Genomic DNA, 17014 nt, shown 5'->3' on the forward strand with positions numbered 1-17014 from the left:
ATGTCGCAGATCCTGCCCTACTTCCCGCTGCTCGGCGAAGGTCTGCTGATCACCATCGCGCTCACCATCGCCGGCATGGTGCTCGCGGTGGTGGTCGCCTTCGCCGCCGGGATCGCCCGGATGTCGCCCCGCCGCTGGCTGAGCTGGCCGGCGTCGGTGTTCATCGAGGTCTTCCGCGGGACGTCGATGCTGGTGCAGCTGTTCTGGCTGTTCTTCGCACTGCCGTTCTTCGGGATCCAGCTGCTCCCGTTCGCCGCGGCGATCCTCGCGCTCGGCCTCAACGAAGGCGCCTACGGCGCGGAGATCGTGCGCGGCGCGATCACCGCCCTGCCGCGCGGTCAGCGGGAAGGCGCCGTCGCGCTGAGCCTGAGCCCCTACCAGCGGATGCGGTTCGTCATCCTGCCGCAGGCGGTTCCGGCGATGATCCCGCCCTTCGGCAACGTGATGGTCGACCTGCTCAAGAACACCTCCCTGGTGTCGCTGGTGACCGTGGCCGACCTGACCTTCACCGCCCAGATGGTCCGCAACACCACCGGCGCCACGGCGGCGGTCTTCGGAACGATCCTGGTGCTCTACTTCGTCGTCGCCTACGTCCTCTCGCTCGGCTCCTCGTGGCTGGAGCGGCGCGTCGACCCGACCCGGCCGGCGCAGGCGCAGAGCTTCTGGCAGCGCGTCCTGCCTGATCGGCGGGTGACGTCGTGATCTGGGACTGGTCGTTCGCCGCGCAGATCGTGCCCTTCCTGCTGCAAGGGCTGTGGGTCACCGTGCAGATCACGCTCGTCGGCATGGCGATCGCGCTGATCGTCGGGCTGTTCGTGGCCGTGGTGCGCTACTCCGAGGTGCCGGTGATCAGCAAGCTGTTCACCTTCTACGTGCTGTTCGTCCGGGGCACGCCGCTGCTGGTGCAGGCGTACTTCGCGTTCTTCGTGCTTCCCGGCATCGGGGTGCAGTTCTCGCCGATGATCACCGGCATCGTCGTCATCGGCCTCAACTACAGCGCCTACACCGCTGAGGTGTACCGCGCGGGGATCCAGAGCGTCGCCGTCGGGCAGTGGGAGGCGTGCACCGCGCTGAGCCTGTCGAACTGGCAGCGCTGGCGGTTCGTGGTGCTGCCGCAGGCGATCCGCGACGTCATCCCGGCGCTGGGCAACTACCTGGTGCAGATGTTCAAGGATTCCGCGATCCTGCACGCCATCACGGTGTTCGAACTGCTCGGCCACGCGACGGCCATCGGCTCCAGCAGCTACCGCTACCTGGAACCGATGACCATCGCCGCCCTGCTGTTCCTGGCGGTCAGCCTGCCCGCGGCGAGGCTGATCAAACGATTGGAGCTGCGTCTTGCCCACCCCAGATGAGGCGATGATCTCCTTCTCCGGCGTGGGGAAGTCCTTCGGGGACAACCACGTGCTGCGCGAACTCGACCTGACGGTGGCGCCGGGTGAGAAGGTGTCCATCATCGGACCGAGCGGCTCCGGCAAGACCACCATCCTGCGGCTGCTGATGACCTTGGAGAACCCCGACACCGGGTTGATCGAGGTCGACGGGCAGCCGCTGTGGGACTGCCGCGAGGGCGCCCGGCTCGACGCGAAGAAGCAGGCCGAGGTGCGGCGCACGATCGGTATGGTGTTCCAGCACTTCAACCTGTTCCCGCACATGACCGTGCTGGACAACGTGACGCTCTCGCCGGTTCAGGTGCTGGGCATGAGCCGCGACGAGGCCGGGCAGCGCGCCGTCGAACTGCTGCAGCTGGTGGGGCTCGAGAAGCACATGTCGCACAAGCCGGGGCAGCTCTCCGGCGGTCAGCAGCAGCGCGTCGCGATCGCCCGAGCCCTGGCGATGCGTCCCAAGGTGATGCTGTTCGACGAGGTCACCTCGGCGCTGGACCCGGAGCTCATCGGCGAGGTGCTGGCCGTCATCCGCGACCTCGCGCACACCACGGCCATGACGATGCTGCTGGTCACCCACGAGATGCGCTTCGCGGAGGAGATCTCCGACCGCGTCCTGATGTTCGACTCGGGCGCGGTGGTCGAATCCGGGCCCCCGTCCCAGATCCTCCAGAACCCCCAGCACGAACGAACCCAGCGCTTCCTCAAGGCCGTCCTCGAACGCAAATAACCCCTCCACACCCCGCCCCAAGACAACCGGCTTTCAGTGGAACTCGGGACCCGATTTCAGTGGAACTCGGGACCCCGGTTTCAGTGGAACTCGGGACCTCGGTTTCAGTGGAAGTGCGGACCTCGGTTTCAGTGGAACTTGGGACCTCGGTTTCAGTGGAAGTCCGGACCTCGGTTTCAGTGGAACTTGGGACCTCGATTTCAGTGGAAATCGGGGACCTGACTTCCACTGAAATCCGGAAGATCACTCGCACGGAGTAGTTCGTCGGTGGGGCTGCGGAGGCGAACCTAGCCTGGGGCGATGGCCTCGTTTCGGCAGGTGGCGAAGCGCCTCGTGCTCGGACCTCCGGTGCGCAGCGACCGGATGGGCCAGACCCTGCTGCCCAAGCGGCTCGCCCTGCCGGTCTTCGCGAGCGACCCGCTGTCCTCGGTCACCTACGCCACCCAGGAGATCCTGCTGATCCTGTCCCTGGGCGGGTTGGCGGTGCTGCACCTGGCGCCGTGGGTGGGGCTGGGCGTCGTGCTGCTGCTGGCGGTCGTGGTCGCCTCCTACCGGCAGGTGGTGCACGCCTATCCCAGCGGCGGCGGGTCCTACGAGGTCGCGGCCCGCAACCTCAGCCGGAACTCGAGCCTCGTGGTGGCCGCCGCGCTCATGGTGGACTACGTGATGACGGTGGCCGTCTCGGTCGCCGCGGGCGTGGACAACCTGGTGTCGGCGGTCCCCGCGCTCTACCCGTCGCGGGTGTGGGTGGCGGTGGGCGGCGTCGTGCTGCTGGTCGCGGTGAACCTGCGCGGCGCGCGCGAGTCGGGACGCGCGTTCTCCGTCCCCACCTACCTGTTCGTCGTGTCGATGGGGCTGACGGTGGTGGTCGGGCTCGTGCAGGCGGCGGTCGGACATCCGCCGGTGGCCGAGAGCGCGGGTTGGGGCATCCGGCCCGAGCAGACCGACCTGACCGGGATCGCGCTGGTGTTCCTGCTGCTGCGCGCGTTCGCCTCGGGGTGCACCGCGCTGGCCGGCGTCGAGGCGATCTCCAACGGTGTGCCCGCATTCCGCCGACCCAAGGAGCGCAACGCCGGGCGCACCATGCTGATCATGGGCGGGCTGGCGATCGGGCTGTTCAGCGGTGTCACCGCGCTCGCCGCGGTGGCGGGGGTGAGGGTGGCGGAGAACCCGTGCGACCTGATCGGGTTCCCCGGTGACTGCCGCAGCAGCGGTCAGCGAACCGTGATCGCGCAGCTGGCCGCCGCGGTGTTCGGCGACGGCAGCGTGATGTTCTACGTGGTGCAGGCCGGGGCCGCGCTGATCCTGGTGCTGGCGGCCAACACCGCGTTCAACGGCTTCCCGATGCTCGGCTCGCTGCTCGCGCAGCGCCGCTACCTGCCGCGACAGCTGCACACTCGCGGCGATCGGCTGGCGCACTCCAACGGCGTCATCGTGCTGGGCGTCGTCTCGGCGGTGTTGATCGCCGCCTTCGGCGGTTCGGTGACGGCGCTGATCCAGCTCTACATCGTCGGTGTGTTCGCCTCCTTCACGCTGTGCCAGCTGGGCATGGTGCGGCACTGGAACCACGAGCTGCGGCGAGGGGAGGGGGACCGGGGGAGGATTCACCGGGCGCGGCTGATCAACGCGGTCGGCGCGGTGCTCACGGCCACCGTGCTGTGCGTCGTGCTGGCCACCAAGTTCACCCACGGCGCCTACCTCGTGGTGCTGGCGATCCCGCTGCTGTTCCTGCTGATGCGCGGAATCCACCGGCACTACCGGCAGGTTCGTCGCGAGCTGGAACCGGAGTCCGGTGAGCTGCCCTCGCCGAGCCGGGTGCACGCCGTCGTCCTGGTGTCGGCGGTTCACAAACCGACGTTGCGGGCGCTGGCCTTCGCCCGCGCCACCCGGCCGGACACGCTCACCGCGCTGACCGTCGAGGTCGACGAGGCCGACACGCACCTGCTGCGCAGCGAGTGGGAACGCCTCGGCGTCGACTTCCCGCTGGAGGTCGTGGAGTCGCCGTACCGGGAGATCACCCGACCGATCGTGCACCGCATCAAGGAGCTCCGCCGTTCCGGACCGCGCGACCTGGTGTGCGTCTACATCCCCGATTACGTCGTCGGCCACTGGTGGGAGGGCCTGCTGCACAACCAGAGCGCACTGCGGCTGACCTGGCGGCTGCGCTTCGAGCCCGGCGTGGCCGTCGTCAGCGTCCCCTGGCAACTCGACTCCAGCCACCTCCGCGACGTCGACCGCGAACACCACCCCCCGGGCCACGTCCGACGAGGCCTCAGCTGATGCGGTGCTCGATGGTCCGGCAGCGGTTGACCAGTCTGCCGACGCGCTCGACGTCGACCTCGACCACGTCGCCGTCGCGCAGCAGCAGCGGTGGCTGACGGAAGATGCCCACACCGCTGGGGGTTCCGGTGGCGATGACGTCGCCGGGATGCAGCGTCATCGCTCGCGAGCAGTAGGCGATGACCTCGGCGACGGAGTGGTGCATCACGGCGGTGTTGGCCTGCTGGACGACCTGCCCGTTGAGCAGGCAGCGGATCTCCAGCCGCTGCGGATCGCCCACTTCATCGGGCGTGACCAGCGCGGGCCCCATCGGGCAGAAGGTGTCCAGCGACTTGCCGCGAGACCACTGGAGGTCGGCGAACTGCAGGTCGCGGGCGCTGATGTCGTTGAGGCACGTGTACCCCAGCACGTGGTCCAGCGCGCGGTCGGCGCTGACGTGGCGAGCCGTGCTGCCGATGACCACGGCCAGCTCGGCCTCGTAGTCCACCTGGGTCGTGTAGGTCGGGTCCCAGACGATGTCGTCGTGGTGCCCGACGATCGAGGTGGTGGTCTTCAGGAACAGCGCGGGAGCCTCCGGCGCGGACTGGCCCTCCTCCTCGGCGTGCTCCCGGTAGTTGCGACCGACGCACAGCACGTTGGTGGGGCGGGGGAGCGGTGCCAGCAGGTCGATCTCGTCGATCGGCTTGCCACCGGCCGGTTCCGCCGCCCGCAGGACGGCGAGGCCGCGTTCCGGAGCGTCGAGCAGCTCACGCATGGTCGCCGGTGCCTGGGCATCGCAGTCGCGGGCCGCGACCACGTGCCCGTCGACGAGCAGGCCCAGCGCTTCGGTTCCGCTGTCCAGGTAGCTGACCAGGTGCACGGTGAACTTCCTTCTCTCGTGGTCGTGAAGCGGGTTTTCAGACCGCGGTCATGCCGCCGTCCATGACGAACGCGCTGCCGTTGGCGAAGCGAGCACCGGCGAGGAAGGCGATCCCGTTCGCGATCTCCTCAGGCGTGCCCATCCGCCCGTCGAGCTGGCGCTCCTCCATCTGCCGACGCGCGGCCTCCGAGTCGGGGGCGTCGGAGAGGATCTTGTCGATCCACTCGCTGGCAACCGTGCCGGGACATATGGCGTTGGCGCGGATGCCCAGGTGCGCGTAGTCCGCCGCGATCGACCGGGTCAGCCCGATCACGCCCGCTTTGGATGCGCAGTAGGCGGCGCGGTTGCGGACGCCGACCAGCCCGGAGACCGATGCCACGTTGACGATCACGCCCGCTCCGGCCTCGACCATCGACGGCAGCACCGCCCGGCAGGTGTGGAACAGAGCCGTCAGGTTGACGCCGAGCACGCGGTCCCAGTCGTCCGGATCCGTTTCGGTGACCGAGGCGGCCACGCCGATGCCCGCCACGTTCGCGAGCAGCGCCGGCGGAGCGGACCAGCGCTGCCGCGATTCCTCCAGCGCTGCTGCGAACGTCTCCGCGTCACGCACGTCGCAGGCCGCGGCGATCGACTCGCCACCCCGATCGCGCACCGCCCGCGCCGCTCGCTGCGCGCCTTCCGCGTCGATGTCGATGGCCAGCACGCGGAACCCGTCCGCGGCCAGGGCCCGCGCCGTTGCGTACCCGATGCCGGAACCGGCTCCGGTGACGACGGCGATCTCAGACGACATGGTCTTCCCCTCCTGTGTGTCGGTCATGCGGTGGTGGGCTGCGGGCGGCGGACCACCGCCAGTGCGAGCGCACCCACCAGGGCCAGGCCGCCGGCGAGGCCGAAGGCCGCGGGCCAGGAGTCGAGCCGGTCGACGAGGAATCCGGTGGCGGCCGGGGCGACGATCGCCGCGAGGTTCGCGCAGAAGTGCACGAATCCGGTTACCGCGCCGAGACGGGCCGGGTGGACGCAGTCCTCGACCAGGGCGAAGAACTGGGCGTTGCTCAGGTAGAGCAGCAGCAGGGCCGCGGCCAGCAGCGCAACGGCCGAGAAGGTGCCGCCTACCGCGGCGACCGGCAGGCACAGCAGGGCACCGGCGCCGAGGCACACCACCGCCGACCACCGCCGCACCGCGAACGGCGCCTGCGTGCGGCGCGCGATGCGGTCGGACATGATGCCGCCGAGCGCGGTCCCGATCGCACCCGCGATCCAGGGCAGCGCACCGGCCCACGCCAGGTTCTCCAGGTCGATGCCGTGCTCCTCGGTGAGGAAGACCGGGTACCAGGACAGGAACATGAACAGCACCCAGCTGAACCCGAAGAAGGCGAAGGCGTTGGCGAGCACGGCGGGTTGGCGCAGGTAGTGGCGCACCGGCGGCGCCTCGTCGGTCTCCGGGGGACGGGCGAGCACACCGGAAGTGATGTGCCGGATCTCGGTGTCGGTGATCAGCGGGTGCTGTTCCGGCCGGTCGCGCAGCACCGCGTACCAGGCGGCCGCGACGAGCACGCCGACGCCGCCGAGCACCAGGAAGGGCATCTGCCAGGTGTGGCCCGACCACACCAGCAGCGCCGTCACGACCGGAGTCCCGATGGCCGCGCCGAGCGGGTTGGCGGCGAAGGACAGGCCCACCGCCGTCGCGTATTCCCGCTTGGGGAACCAGTTGGCCATGGTTCGCGCGGTCACCGCACCTTGGGGACCTTCGCCGAGGCCGAACATGAGGCGCTGCACGACGAACGTGAGGACGTTGAAGCAGACGGCGGTCGCAGCCGTCCACAGCGACCACCAGATGACCGCGCCCGCCATCACCCGCCGCGGCCCGTACCGATCGGACAGCGCACCTCCCAGGAAGCACGCCGGCGCGTAGGTGAGCGCGAAGGCACTCATGATCAGGCCCATCGTGGTCTGGCTGAACCCGAATTCGACCATGATCAGCGGCGCGGCCACGCCTAGGGCGGCGCGGTCGCCGTAGTTGAGCACCAGCACGCCGATGTTCGTGCTGAGCACGGCCCAGCGCATTCCCGGCAGGCCGCGCCGCGCGGTCGTCTCCGCGCGCTCGGTCGGTCTTGGTCTGGTCATGGCGGTCTCCTGGGCGTCAGGCGCGGAGGGATTCGAGGCGGTCGAAGTCGAGCGCGACGCCGTGGCCTGGTAGTTCGGGGGCCACGGCGTGGCCGTCCTCGACGAGCAGCGGTCGGGCCAGGTAGGCGTCCAGGCCGAAGCCGTGGGCTTCCATGTAGGTGCGGTTGGCGGCGGCGGCGAGCGCGTGCACCGTGAGGTCGTGCACGCCGTGCGAGGTGACCGGCAGGTGGTGGGCCTCGGCAAGGGCGCAGATCTTGCGGAACACCGTGTAGCCGCCGCAGTTGCTGACGTCGGGTTCCGGGAACGAGACCGCGGACTCCGACATCGCCCGGTGGAACTCGTCCAGGGTGTGCAGGTTCTCGCCGGTGGCGACCGGAACCCCGCCCTCGTGGAGCACTCTCGCGTGTCCGGCGAAGTCTTCCGGAACCGTGGGTTCCTCGAGCCAGAACAGGTCCGAGCCGGACAGCGCGCGGGCGGCGCGCACGGCCTGGTCGGCGGTCCACTTCATGTTGGCGTCGGCCATGAGCGGGAACGTCGAGCCCAGGTGGTCGCGCATCGCGGCGACCCGCTCCACGTCCTCGGCCAGGTCCGCTCGTCCGACCTTCATCTTGATGGCGCGAAAGCCGTTGTCCTGGAACCGGTCCGCCTGCGCGAGCAGGTCCGGCAGCGGCAACTCCAGGTCGATTCCGCCCGCGTAGACCGGAACTCGCGGGTCGTAACCGCCGAACAGCCGCCACAGCGGAAGTCCGGACCGCCGTCCCTTGAGGTCCCACAGCGCGATGTCCACCGCGGAGATCGCCGAGGTGACGTGACCACCGCGGCCGCCGTAGTGCAGCAGCCACCACATGTCCTGCCAGCGGCGTTCGATCTCGTCGGCCTCGCGCCCGACGAGCAGGTCGGCGAAGTAGTGCTGCACCATCGCGTGCACAGCTGCGCCGCCCGCGTGCACCGTGTAGGTGTAGCCGAGCCCTTCCGCGCCGTCGGCGTCGCGCACCCGCACCGTGATGAGCTCGAAGTCCACCATCTCGCCGTGGGTGCTGTCGGTGAGCGCCGAGGCGAGCGGAACCCGGTACAGGTCCGCTCGCACGGAATCGATCGTGGCCATTGCGACCCCTTCCCGCCAGATCGCGGAAACACCTTGAGAAAACCGGTTTTCTCGATTTCGAGACAGGTAACAGCGTTCAGCCGGGCGGCGTCAACCGCCGCGGAGCGCTGCATCGCTTCAGAAAACCGGTTTTCTTCGTGCGACAATGGCGTCCCGAGGTGAGCGGAGGTGTGGGTGGACCAGCGAACTCCCGAGGCCGCGCGCGGGCGCGTGCGCCTCAGCGACGTCGCGGAACTGGCCGGGGTGACCAAGTCGGTGGCCTCGCGCGTGCTCAACGACGATCCGACCTTGTCGGCGCGGGCCGAGACCCGCCGCCGGGTGGTGGCGGCCGCCGAGCGGCTGGGCTACCGCCCGCACGCGGGAGCCGTGGCTCTCTCGCAGGCGAGGGCGAAGGCGGTCGCGCTGCTGATCCCCGACCTCACGAACCCGGTGTACTCCCGGGTCATCCGCGGCGCCTACCGGCGAGCCCGGCAGCTCGGCTACGTGGTGCTGCTGGCCGAGGACACGCCGGAGACCGAGGCCGACGAGGCCTTCACCGACCTCGTCGGATCGGGCCGGGTGGACGGGCTGCTCATCGCCTCGGCGCGTCCGGGGCATCGGCTGCTGGGAACCGCCGAACTCGCGCGCGTGCCGCACGTGTTCGTCAACCGCGCGGTCGACGGCTCCGGGCGCAACGTCACCGTCGACGTCGGCTCGGCGAGCACGGCCGCCGCGCGCCACCTCGCAGGGCTGGGGCATCGCCGGATCGGCCACGTGGCGGGGCCCGTCGAGACCTCGTCGGGTCGTGACCGCGAGACGGCGTTCCTCGCCGCGGCGCGCGAGCTCGGCGTACCAGAGCCGGCGGTGGCGCGCGCCGAGTTCAGCGAGGCGGGCGGTGCCGAGGCGACGCGTCTGCTGCTGCGCGAACCGGGGCCGCTCACCGCGCTCTACGCCAGCACGTTGCCCCAGGCCGTGGGCGTGCTGCACGCGATCCGCGAGCAGGGGCGTCGGGTTCCCGACGACGTATCCGTGATCACCTATGACGACCTGCCTTTCGCCGAGTACCAGGACCCGCCGCTGACCACGATCGCCATGCCGCTGCAGGAGCTCGGCGCCGGCGCGGTGGACGCGCTGCTGGCGCAGCTCGCGGGCGAGGCGCCGCACGACGTGGTGGTGCCGGGCGAGCCGGAGGTCGTGGAGCGGGGGTCGACCGGCCCGCCGCGCTAGGCGTTGTTGAAGAACGCGGCCACCGGCACCGCCAAGCAGCCCGATTCCCCAACGACTCCTAGGTGCTCTCCCGCACGACCAGGCGGTGGGTGGTCGAGAACAGCTGGGGCGAGTCGTCCAGATCGCCGCGGAGCCTGCCCATCAGGCGGGTGACGGCGAGTTCGGCGATCTGCTCCTTGTCCGGGGCGATCGTGGTCAGCCGCGGGGTGCTGAACCGTCCCTCCTCGACGTCGTCGAACCCCACCACCGCCACGTCATCGGGCACGGCGAGCCCGTGGTCGTGCAGGCAGCGGATCGCGCCCAGCGCCAGCGTGTCGTTGAAGGCGAAGATCGCGTCGAACGGCGTGCCCGAGTCCAGCAGTCGTTGGGTGGCTCGCATGCCGTCGATGCGCTGGAACAGGCCGGCGGGCAGGACGAGGTCGTCGTCGACTTCCAGGCCTGCTTCGGCCAGGGCCTCGACGTAGCCGCGCTGCCGAAGTCCGGCCGGGCCCGCGTAGAACTCGTCCTCGCCGATCATGGCGATCCGCTCGCGTCCCCGGGACAGCAGGTGGCGGACGGCATCGCGACCGGCGGCGATGTTGTCCACCGCGATGTGGTCGACCTGCACGTCGTAGAAGCGCTCACCGAGCAGCACCGTCGGGCGCCTCGCGGCGCAGTCGAGCAGCTCCTCCGGTTGCAGCGACAGCGGGCTCAGGATCAGGCCGTCGATCAGGTGCGCCCGGAACCCCGTGGCCACCAACCTCTCCTTGTCCTCGTCGCCGCCGGTCTGGTCGAGCAGGACGGTGTAGTCGAACCTCTCGGCGACCCGGTGCACCGCGGCCGCGAGCTCGGCGAAGTAGGGCAGTTCGATGTCGGGTATCGCCAGTGCGATGACACCGGTACGTCCCTGTTTGAGCAGGCGTGCGGCCGGGTTCGGCCGGTAGCCGAGCTCGGCGATGGCCTCCTCGACCCGTCGGCGGGTGCGGGCGGAGATGTGCGGACGGTCGTTGAGCACGTTGGAGACGGTCTTGGTCGACACGCCGGCCAGGCCCGCGACGTCCTTGAGGCTCAGGCCCGCCGTGCGCCGGGGGCCGGCGGCGTCGGGTGGCGGCGTGGCGGGGTCGGGCACGGGTGGGGCTCCTGTCTGCGCGTGGGTTTCGGTGCCAGCGTACGACGCATTTCGGTAATCGATGGAAAATTCTTGGCCCGCGAGTCTTGCGCGAGCCCCTTTTTCCATCGTTTACTGCCATGCCAACGGGACCCGTCACGGGCCCGGCGCAACCACCCGGTCGCTCGGAGCGACCGCACGGCACGACCTTTCAGGCGGCACGCCCGCCGGGTCACGCACGTCTCCTACGTCTGTTCGACTCCGCTCGCGGTCATCGAAGGAGAAATCCATGCAGCTGCAGGACAAGGTCGTCATCATCACGGGAGCCGCATCCGGGATGGGCCGGGCCATGGCGCTCGGCTACGGCGCGGAAGGTGCCCACGTCATCGTCGCCGACCTCAACGCGGAGGGAGCGGCGGCCGTCGTCGAGGAGATCGAGTCGGCCGGCGGCTCGGCGCAGAGCACGCACCTCGACGTCGCCGACCCCGCATCGAGCAAGGCGGTCGTGGACCAGGCGGTCGCCCAGCACGGCCGACTGGACGTCCTGGTCAACAACGCGGGTGTTGGCCTGATCAAACCGGTGTGGGACACCACCCCGCAGGAGTGGGACCGGATCTTCTCGGTCAACGTCAACGGCCTGTTCTTCGCCAGCCAAGCCGCGCTCGAACCGATGCGCGAGCAGCGCAGCGGCAAGATCGTCAACCTGGCCAGCATCGCCGGGCGCCGCGGTGAAGCCCTCGTCGCCGCCTACTGCGCCTCCAAGGCGGCGGTCATCTCGATCACGCAGTCGGTGGCGCTGGCCGCGGCTCCCCACGGCGTCAACGTCAACGCGATGTCGCCCGGCGTGGTGGACACGCCGTACTGGAAGGAGGTGGACCGCCAGTTCGGCGCGCTGCTGGGCAAGGAACCCGGCCGCCACTTCCAGGACGTCGCGGAGACGATCCCGCTGGGACGTGCGGAGACGCCGGAGGACGTCGTACCGCTCGCGGTCTTCCTCGCAGGCCCGGGATCGGACTACATCACCGGCCAGACCTTCAACGTCGACGGCGGCATCGTCACGTCCTGAACCCGAGCAGCGAGAGGTGCGCCATGAACTTCCCACTCCTGCCCGGAAAGCCCGCGATCTTCGTCGCAGGGCAGTGGATTTCCGCTTCCGGGACCCGACCCGTGCTCAACCCCGCGACCGCCGAAGTCGTCACCGAGGTCGCCGAAGCCGGCCCGGAGGAGGGCGAGGACGCCCTGCTGGCCGCGCACCGCGCCCAGCGGAGCTGGGCACGCCGCAGCAGCGTCGAGCGCGGTGAGGTGCTGCGCGCGGTGGCCGACGCGATCCGCGAGAACCAGGAGGAGCTCGCGCGCATCGTGGTCACCGAGCAGGGCAAGACCATCGGTGAAGCGCGCGGCGAGATCGGTGGCGCCGCAACCTGGTTCGACTACTACGCCAGCTACGACCGCCGATCTTCCGGCACCGTGCTGCCCTCCGAACGGCCGAACGAACAGCTGCTGATCCGCGATGAGCCCTGCGGTGTGGTCACCGCGATCATCCCGTGGAACTTCCCCGCCGCGCTGTTCGCGCGCAAGGTCGCTCCAGCGATCATGGCCGGGAACGCGGTGGTCCTCAAACCGCACGAGGACACCCCGCTCTCGGCGCTGGCGTTGGCCGGGATCTGCGCCGGAGCGGGTGTTCCGGACGGCGTGGTCAACGTGATCACCGGTTCCGGACCCACGCTCGGCGACGCGCTGGTGCGCAGCCCGCGCAGCGATCTCGTCACCGTGACCGGCTCGACGCGGGCCGGCAAGGAGATCCTCGCCGCCGCAGCGGCGACCGTCACTCCCGTCTCGCTCGAACTGGGCGGCAAAGCGCCGTTCATCGTCCTCGACGACGCCGACCTCGACCGAGCGGTGGCCGATGCGGCGGCCGCCCGGCTGTGGAACTGCGGTCAGGTCTGCACCTGCAACGAGCGCACCTACGTGCACCGCGAGATCTACGACGAGTTCGTCTCCCGGCTCGTCGAGGAGATGAGCAGCGTGGTTCCGGCCGATCCGATGGCCGAAACCAGCCGCCTGGGGCCGAAGGTCAGCGAAGCCGAGTGGCACAAGGTGCGCGACTACCTGGACCGAGCGGTGGCCGCGGGAGGCGAGGTCGCCTGCGGCGGAGGACGTCCCGGCGGCGCGGAGTTCGAGCCGGGCTACTGGTTCGAACCCACCGTGGTGACCGGGCTCGGCAACGACTCCGAGATCGTGCGCGACGAGGTCTTCGGCCCGGTGCTGCCGGTGATCCCCGTCGACGACTACGAGCAGGCCGTCGACCTGGCCAACGACACCGACTACGGGTTGACCGCCTACGTCTACACCGGCGCCCTGAGCACCGCGATGCGCGCCGTCGACGACCTCTCCTTCGGCGAGGTCTACGTCAACAGGGTCGGTCCCGAGCAGCTCCACGCCTTCCACGGCGGCTGGAACCTCTCCGGCATGGGAGGCGACGACGGCGAGCACGGGTACCGGCGCTACCTCCGGCACAAGACCGTCTACCTCGGCCACGACTGAGAACCGCCGCCGCTCGACGGCACCAGCCCCGCGCCGCAGGCGCGCTGGCTCCAACGCCGCAGCCAGAAGGGACTTCACCTCGTCATGCCACCGACCGAGTCAAGACCCGTCCCCACCTGGAACCCGATCATCTACGTCATCGCCGCCATCTCCGCTCTGGGCGGCCTGCTGTTCGGCTACGACACCGGCATCATCTCCAGCGCGCTGCTGCTGATCAGCGATGAGTTCGCGCTCAGCGCCCAGATGAAGGAACTCGTCACCAGCATGATCCTCGTCGGCGCCATCGTCGGCGCGCTGCTGACCGGTGGCCTGGCCGACCGGATCGGCCGCCGGCGGGTGCTGTTCGCCGTGGCGGCCGTGTTCGCCCTCGGCGCGGTCGCGGCCGCCTTCGCACCGGACGTCCCGTCGCTGATCCTGGCGCGCTTCGTGCTCGGCCTGTCGGTCGGCGGCGCGTCAGGGATGGTGCCCGTCTACATCGCCGAGCTGGCACCGGCCCGGATCCGCGGCGGGCTCATGGTCTTCTTCCAGCTGATGGTCGCCGTCGGCCAGCTCATCTCCTACGTGGTCGGCTACGGGCTGGCCGACCACGGCGGCTGGCGCTGGATGTTCGCCCTGGCCGCCCTGCCGGCCGTCGTGCTCTACCTCGGGATGCTCTTCCTGCCGGAAAGCCCGCGCTGGTTGATCAAGCGCGGTCGGCTCGACGACGCGCGCGCGGTGCTCCGGCGCGTGCGCGGCGAGCAGGCGGACATCGAGGCTGAGCTCGCCGAGATCCAGGAGGTCGAAGGCCGGGAGGGCGGTGGAGGCTGGCGGGAACTGCGGCGCCCGTGGGTGCGCCCGGCGCTGCTCGTGGGTCTGGGCATCGCGATGTTCTCGCAGCTCACCGGGATCAACGCGATGGTGTACTACGCGCCGACGATGCTGTCCGAAGCCGGCTTCGGCGATTCCTCGGCCATGCTGACCGGCATCGGTGTGGGCATCGCCCTGGTCGTCTCGGCCGGGCTGGGAACCCTGCTGGTCGACCGGATCGGCCGCCGGAAGATCTTGCTGTGGCTGCTGCCCGGCTCGGCGGCGAGCATGGCGTTGCTGGCCCTCGCGTTCGTGCCGGCGCAGCTGTCCCCCTCGGCGCAGTGGTTGGTCGTGGTGGGACTCATCGCCTACATCGCCTTCAACGGCGGCAGCATCCAGGTCGTCGTGTGGCTCATCGGTCCCGAGGTGTTCCCGCTGAGCGTGCGCGGGCTGGCGATGAGCCTGGCCTCGGTCGCGGTGTGGGCGTTCGACCTGCTCATCGCGCTGACCGCGCTGAGCATGATCGAGGCGATCGGCCGAACCGGCCTGTTCGCCACCTACGCGGTGATGAACGTCCTGTGCTGGGTGTTCGTCTACCGCCTGGTGCCGGAGACCAAGGGCCGCGGTTTGGAGGAGATCGAACGAGCCCTGCAGAGCCCGGGACGCTTCCGCGACAACCTGGAATCCCTCGGAACGCCGTCGGTCACCCGGTGAGCGACGCGAGGAGGCGGTAGGAGTCGAGGCGGTCGTCGGGGGAGTGGGCGGTGGTGGTCACCAGCAGCTCGTCGGCGGCCGTCTCGGCGACGAGCTCCTTCACGGCGACCGCGACCTCGTCCGGCGTGCCGTAGGTGTGGCCCTGCATGGCCCGGGTGAAGTGGGTGCGTTCCCGGTCGGTCATGTCGCGGGCGAGGACGCGGTCCGGGTCGTCCAGCGGCGGGAACTCGCCCCTGGTGCGCGACCAGGCGTTGGCCCAGGCTTCGGGGACGAGCAGGCGGCGGGCGGCCTCGGTGGTGTCGGCGACCGCGATGGAGCGGGCGACGACCACGTAGGGCTCGGCGGCGCGGCGGAGGGGCGGAAGTTCTGCCGGTACTCGTCGATCGTGCGCAGCATCCTCTGCTCGCCCAGCGGGGAGGCGATGACCAGCGGCAGGCCCAGCTCGGCGGCGCTGGTGGCGTTGCGGGTGGCCAGCACGAACACCGGCAGGTCGAGCCCTTGGGCGGGCACCGCGTGCACACCGGCCACTTCGCCGTCGAGGTAGGCCAGCAGCTCGGTGAGCTGCTCGGTGAAGCGGTTCGCGTCCTCGGCGCCGAGCGCCTTGCGGATACCGCCGGTGAACCCCAGCGACCGCCCCAGCCCGACGTCGATGCGGTCGCCGAACAGCGATCCCAGCACGCCGAACTGCTCGGCGACCACCAGCGGCTGGTGGTTGGGCAGCATGACGCCGCCGGTTCCGACCCTGATGCGGCTGGTGGCGGCGGCGACCGCCGAGGCCAGCACGGTCGGGGCGGCTCCGGCGACGCCGGGCACGCCGTGGTGCTCGGCGACCCAGAACCGGTGGTAGCCGAGCCGCTCGACCTCCTGCGCGAAGCGCACCGTCTCCCGCAGGGCCTCCTGGGCGCTGCCGTCGACCGGGATGTGCGAGCGGTCCAGCACTGACAGACGAGGACTCACCCCGGGTACAACGCCTTCCGGGCGCAGAGATTCCGGAAGGCGCGTGTGACCCTCAGCGGGCCTTCGGCAGCAGGATCCACAGCACGATGTAGAGGATGAACTGCGGGCCTGGCAGAACGCAGGAGATCACGAAGGCCAGCCGCACCAGGAACACGGGCAGGCCGAACCGGTGGGCGAGGCCCGCGCACACGCCGGCGATCATCTTTCCGTTGCGAGGACGCTCCAATGCCGTCATGGCTCCAGCCTGCCCGCGCGCGGACGATCTCGCCAACGCGAATCTCGCGCGCGAACTCCACCGGTGGCACGTTGAGGTTGTGGACCTGCGACGAGTGGCTCGCGAACTGCGCACCGGCGACCCGGTGGAATTCATCACCGCCCGAGACGCCGCGGCCGCGCGCGCCCGCGAGTCCGGCGACGCCGAGCTGGCCGACCGGATCAAGAAGCTGCGCAAACCCACCACGGCGGCCTGGGCGGTGAACCTGCTGGCCGACCGCGAACCGGGCGAGCTGCGCGCACTGCACGACCTCGGCGAGCGGCTGCGCAACGCCCAGCGCGAGCTGCGCGGCGACGAGCTCCGCGAACTGGCGGCCGAACGCACCCGGCTGCTCGACCGCCTCACCGGCCGAGCGGTCGAGCTGGCCGCGGAACGCGGGCACGAGCTCGCCCAAGCCGGACGCGAGCAGATCTCACAAACGCTCACGGCCGCGCTCTCCGACCCCGAGGCCGCCGCCGAGGTCCAGGAGGCGACGCTGACCAAGCCCCTGGAGTACAGCGGGTTCGGCCTCGACGACCTCGCCGCAGCAGCCATCCGCCGGCAGTCCACCGGCCAGAAACCCCGCGCGAAGCGATCCGCGAAGGACAGCGAGGACCCCGGCGAGGCGCAGCCGCTGGAACTGCGGCACCGGTTGCGGGACACCGAGGAGCACCTCGACGCCGCGAACGAAACCCTCCAGCGCGCCGAAGCCGCGTGCCAGGAGGCGCAGGAGCGCTGCGAACGCCTCCGCGAGGAGCTGGCCGACGCCGATACCGAGCTGCGCGATCGGCGCCGCGAACTCAAAGCCGCGCGCCAGGAGCACGAGCGAGCGGTGAAGGCGAAGGATTCCGCCTCCAAGGCCCTCGGCGATCGGTGACCGGATCGAAACGTCCGCCCCCGTTCGATCAGCGCGGGAAACCCCGACCACCTCCTGAAAAGCACTCTCCGGAGCGGTGTTCGGGCCGGGTGACGGGTGGTTCCGGC

The 17014-nt window shown here is 70.3% G+C and carries 15 protein-coding genes and 1 pseudogene; 9 read left to right on the forward strand and 7 right to left on the reverse strand.

From position 1 onward, the window contains the following. The 4 genes from ehuC (at nucleotide 1) to AB0J91_RS13850 (ending at nucleotide 4395) form a co-directional block, all read left to right on the forward strand. The gene (gene ehuC / locus AB0J91_RS13835) at nucleotides 1-702 is read left to right on the forward strand and encodes an ectoine/hydroxyectoine ABC transporter permease subunit EhuC (RefSeq protein WP_363867949.1); all 702 of its coding nucleotides are present in this window, start codon (nucleotides 1-3) and stop codon (nucleotides 700-702) included. Beyond that, nucleotides 699-1355, forward strand: a complete 657-nt coding sequence (gene ehuD, locus AB0J91_RS13840; RefSeq protein WP_363790881.1) for an ectoine/hydroxyectoine ABC transporter permease subunit EhuD — start codon at nucleotides 699-701, stop codon at nucleotides 1353-1355. Before ehuC ends, ehuD begins: the two co-directional genes overlap by 4 nt. A gap of 4 nt (nucleotides 1356-1359) precedes the next feature. Continuing rightward, nucleotides 1360-2115, forward strand: coding sequence for an ectoine/hydroxyectoine ABC transporter ATP-binding protein EhuA (gene ehuA, locus AB0J91_RS13845; RefSeq protein WP_363791121.1), 756 nt, complete (start codon nucleotides 1360-1362; stop codon nucleotides 2113-2115). 300 nt (nucleotides 2116-2415) lie between these two features. Then, entirely contained in the window at nucleotides 2416-4395 is a 1980-nt protein-coding gene (locus AB0J91_RS13850; protein ID WP_363867952.1) for an APC family permease, read from the forward strand. On the opposite strand, the gene AB0J91_RS13855 is transcribed toward AB0J91_RS13850, so the two are convergent. Genes AB0J91_RS13855 through AB0J91_RS13870 form a run of 4 tightly spaced genes read right to left on the reverse strand, consistent with a single transcriptional unit; the run spans nucleotide 4388 to nucleotide 8483 of the window. Continuing rightward, on the reverse strand, nucleotides 4388-5254 hold the full coding sequence (locus AB0J91_RS13855) for a fumarylacetoacetate hydrolase family protein (protein ID WP_363867955.1): 867 nt from the start codon (nucleotides 5252-5254) through the stop codon (nucleotides 4388-4390). The genes AB0J91_RS13850 and AB0J91_RS13855 overlap by 8 nt on opposite strands. A gap of 37 nt (nucleotides 5255-5291) precedes the next feature. Further along, on the reverse strand, nucleotides 5292-6044 hold the full coding sequence (locus AB0J91_RS13860) for an SDR family NAD(P)-dependent oxidoreductase (protein WP_363867958.1): 753 nt from the start codon (nucleotides 6042-6044) through the stop codon (nucleotides 5292-5294). Nucleotides 6045-6067: 23 nt separating this feature from the next. Continuing rightward, nucleotides 6068-7378 (reverse strand): MFS transporter, encoded by a 1311-nt coding sequence (locus AB0J91_RS13865; protein ID WP_363867961.1) that lies wholly within the window; start codon nucleotides 7376-7378, stop codon nucleotides 6068-6070. A 16-nt stretch (nucleotides 7379-7394) separates the two neighbouring features. Continuing rightward, nucleotides 7395-8483 carry a mandelate racemase/muconate lactonizing enzyme family protein gene (locus tag AB0J91_RS13870; protein WP_363867964.1) on the reverse strand — a complete coding sequence of 363 codons (1089 nt, stop codon included), beginning with the start codon at nucleotides 8481-8483 and terminating at the stop codon, nucleotides 7395-7397. Between the two features lie 174 nt (nucleotides 8484-8657). Here AB0J91_RS13870 and AB0J91_RS13875 point away from each other — a divergent pair, with 174 nt between their 5' ends. Then, nucleotides 8658-9689: a LacI family DNA-binding transcriptional regulator gene (locus AB0J91_RS13875; protein WP_363867967.1), complete on the forward strand. Its 1032-nt coding sequence runs from the start codon at nucleotides 8658-8660 to the stop codon at nucleotides 9687-9689. Between the two features lie 58 nt (nucleotides 9690-9747). Here the strand turns inward: AB0J91_RS13875 and AB0J91_RS13880 are convergent, their stop codons facing one another. Continuing rightward, nucleotides 9748-10797, reverse strand: coding sequence for a LacI family DNA-binding transcriptional regulator (locus AB0J91_RS13880; RefSeq protein ID WP_363867970.1), 1050 nt, complete (start codon nucleotides 10795-10797; stop codon nucleotides 9748-9750). Nucleotides 10798-11065: 268 nt separating this feature from the next. Here AB0J91_RS13880 and AB0J91_RS13885 point away from each other — a divergent pair, with 268 nt between their 5' ends. From AB0J91_RS13885 to AB0J91_RS13895, 3 genes are all read left to right on the forward strand, one after another. Next, nucleotides 11066-11842 carry a glucose 1-dehydrogenase gene (locus AB0J91_RS13885; protein ID WP_363867973.1) on the forward strand — a complete coding sequence of 259 codons (777 nt, stop codon included), beginning with the start codon at nucleotides 11066-11068 and terminating at the stop codon, nucleotides 11840-11842. Between the two features lie 23 nt (nucleotides 11843-11865). After that, complete coding sequence (aldA, locus tag AB0J91_RS13890; RefSeq protein WP_363867976.1) at nucleotides 11866-13320, forward strand: aldehyde dehydrogenase; 1455 nt, start codon at nucleotides 11866-11868, stop codon at nucleotides 13318-13320. 84 nt (nucleotides 13321-13404) lie between these two features. Continuing rightward, nucleotides 13405-14820 carry a sugar porter family MFS transporter gene (locus AB0J91_RS13895; protein WP_363867979.1) on the forward strand — a complete coding sequence of 472 codons (1416 nt, stop codon included), beginning with the start codon at nucleotides 13405-13407 and terminating at the stop codon, nucleotides 14818-14820. Here AB0J91_RS13895 and AB0J91_RS13900 read toward each other — a convergent pair. Together AB0J91_RS13900 and AB0J91_RS13905 are read right to left on the reverse strand one after the other, a co-directional pair. After that, nucleotides 14810-15765 (reverse strand): annotated as a pseudogene (locus AB0J91_RS13900) (LLM class flavin-dependent oxidoreductase). The gene AB0J91_RS13895 and the pseudogene AB0J91_RS13900 overlap by 11 nt on opposite strands. Nucleotides 15766-15829: 64 nt before the next feature. Then, nucleotides 15830-16012, reverse strand: coding sequence for a PspC domain-containing protein (locus tag AB0J91_RS13905; protein ID WP_363790887.1), 183 nt, complete (start codon nucleotides 16010-16012; stop codon nucleotides 15830-15832). A gap of 79 nt (nucleotides 16013-16091) precedes the next feature. Between AB0J91_RS13905 and AB0J91_RS13910 the strand changes: the two genes are divergently transcribed. Further along, complete coding sequence (locus AB0J91_RS13910) at nucleotides 16092-16907, forward strand: hypothetical protein (protein WP_363867982.1); 816 nt, start codon at nucleotides 16092-16094, stop codon at nucleotides 16905-16907. Nucleotides 16908-17014: the final 107 nt, after the last annotated feature.

Origin of the sequence: Saccharopolyspora sp. NPDC049357, assembly GCF_040677225.1 — a bacterium.
Lineage (GTDB): Bacteria > Actinomycetota > Actinomycetes > Mycobacteriales > Pseudonocardiaceae > Saccharopolyspora.